The 2,057-nt window shown below is 62.3% G+C and carries 1 protein-coding gene and 1 pseudogene; both read left to right on the forward strand.

The window, feature by feature from the left end; all coding sequences use genetic code 11:
- A partial coding sequence (locus HMPREF2990_RS09370; protein WP_070764334.1) for a vWA domain-containing protein occupies positions 1-1,584 on the forward strand: 1,584 nt, incomplete at its 5' end.
- 164 nt (positions 1,585-1,748) lie between these two features.
- Positions 1,749-2,057: pseudogene (locus HMPREF2990_RS13010) on the forward strand (VWA domain-containing protein); the annotation flags it as partial.

The following is a 2,057-nucleotide window of genomic DNA, read 5'->3' on the forward strand; positions in this document are numbered from 1 at the left end:
AAGCAGGAGTTCGGCTCGGCTATCGACGGGTTGACGCCGAAGGGCTACACGCCGATGGGCAACGCGCTGCGCAAGGCCGCGGAGGAACTCGGGAATGAGGGCGAGCGTTCCATCATTCTGGTCTCTGACGGCATTGATACGTGTGCGCCGCCGGAAGTTTGTGACGTGGCCAAAGAGCTGGCGGGCCAGGGCGTGGATCTGACGATCCATACTGTTGGCTTCAAGGCAGACGAGGAGGCTCGTGCGGAGCTGGAGTGCATCGCTGAGGCTGGCGGCGGGCAGTTCTTGGAGGCTGCGGACTCGGCGAGCCTGGCGGAGTCGCTGAAGTTTTTGGCCCAGCGTGGTGTGGAGAAGTACGAGACCGGCGGCACTGAGTTTGAGTTCGCGGATTCCCCGGAGGACGCGAAGTGGCTGGGTGAGGGGCAGTACCAGACCACGGTGACGCCAGACGGGGGCACCCCGACCGACCGGTACTTCCGGATTTCCGTGCCGCCGCGTCACAACGCTCGCATGGTCTTTACGCCTGTGTGGCAGACCGAGGGCATGTGGGAGAAGGGGCACCTGAAGATTGATCCGGTGGAGGTGACCAACGAAGGTGATGAGGAATGTGGTTGGTTTCCGGTGACGCACACCGAGTTCGTTTCTTCTGGGCCGGACTATGGGGTCGACTCTGCGAATGCCTCGGTAGAGCGCCACGACAAAGACGACTTGGAGTGCGACATGAGCGACATCCTGGTCAAGATGCAGGTCTCCGACGTCGAAGAAGAGGTCACCGAGGACATTGCGCTCGAGGTCAGCGTGTTCTACGAACCGGTCATCGGCAAGGAACAGGAGAGCGAGTGGACAGACGGCCGCGTCACAAGCGCGGGCGAGTACCTGGGGGAGATGCCGATTAAGGACCCGCAGCCGATTTCCGGCGGCACTAGCTTCAACAACGCCGTAGAGATCACCGAGGGCACGTATTCCGACAACATCGTTCCCGGCGAATTCCGGTTCTTCAAGATTCCGGTGGACTACGGTCAGCGGCCGGTGATGAACGTAAAGACGCCGGCGTCGGTAGCCCACAACGCCGATAGCCTCGGATACGGCATCTATGACCCGCTGCGCAACGAGGTGGCAGGCTTCAGGCTGAACTTCTTCCAGGACGATGCGGAGTCAGGCCCGGAAACCCTCGGCCAGTACGTGTGGCACGGCACCAACACTCCTTACCAGGGCGAGTACTACGTCTGGTTCGGCATGGGCTGGGTGCACGAAGGCTACGACGTCGCTGGCGTGGAGCAGCCCTTCGAATTCGAGGTGGTCATGGATGGCGAGCCCGCCAACGGCGGCCCGGATTGGACGCCGACGCATGAGGATGGGCCGGAGCCCTCGGATGAGCCGATCAAGTTCGACGCGGCAGATGGCGAGGCAACGACCTCGGTCTCGCAAGAGGAGAACGGCGATGACCAGGAGGTCAACGCTGCGAGCGACGAACAGGACGGAGGCTTCGGCCTCGTCCCAACGCTGCTCGGCGGCTTGCTGGTGCTACTGCTGATCGCCGCGGCAGTGGTCTTCTTCATCGTGCGCAAGCAGCGCGGCAACTGATAGGTGGTTTTGCACACAAGATAACCAGACAGCTGTTGCACAAGCGTGGATCCCCTTTTAGTGTGGGTTGTGATCCTAGTAACAATGCAGACAGGAGTTGAACAATGCCGCACACGCGAAGGGGGAGTCACGCCGTAGCAGCGCTCGTGCTTGCTGTCGCGTGCATGCTGATGTGGGTAGTGCCCGCGATCGCAACGGAAACGGCCACCTCGCCGGCGACGTCGAGTACGGCGATCAGTACGGAAACGAAGACGGTTCCGGGGGCGACGACGCGGGCGTCGGCAAGCGAAGGCTCCGTCGACGCGAAAGCGGCGCTAATTCTCGACGCCTCCTTTTCCATGGTCGAGGAGGACGCCGACGGCCCGAGTATCGACGCGGCGAAGAAGGCGACGCACGAGCTCATCGATTCCCTGCCGGATACCGCCAACATTGGCCTGCTCACCTACGGTGCGCAGGAGTCGAACGCGCCGGAC

The sequence above is a fragment of the Corynebacterium sp. HMSC071B10 genome, assembly GCF_001814825.1.
GTDB lineage: Bacteria > Actinomycetota > Actinomycetes > Mycobacteriales > Mycobacteriaceae > Corynebacterium.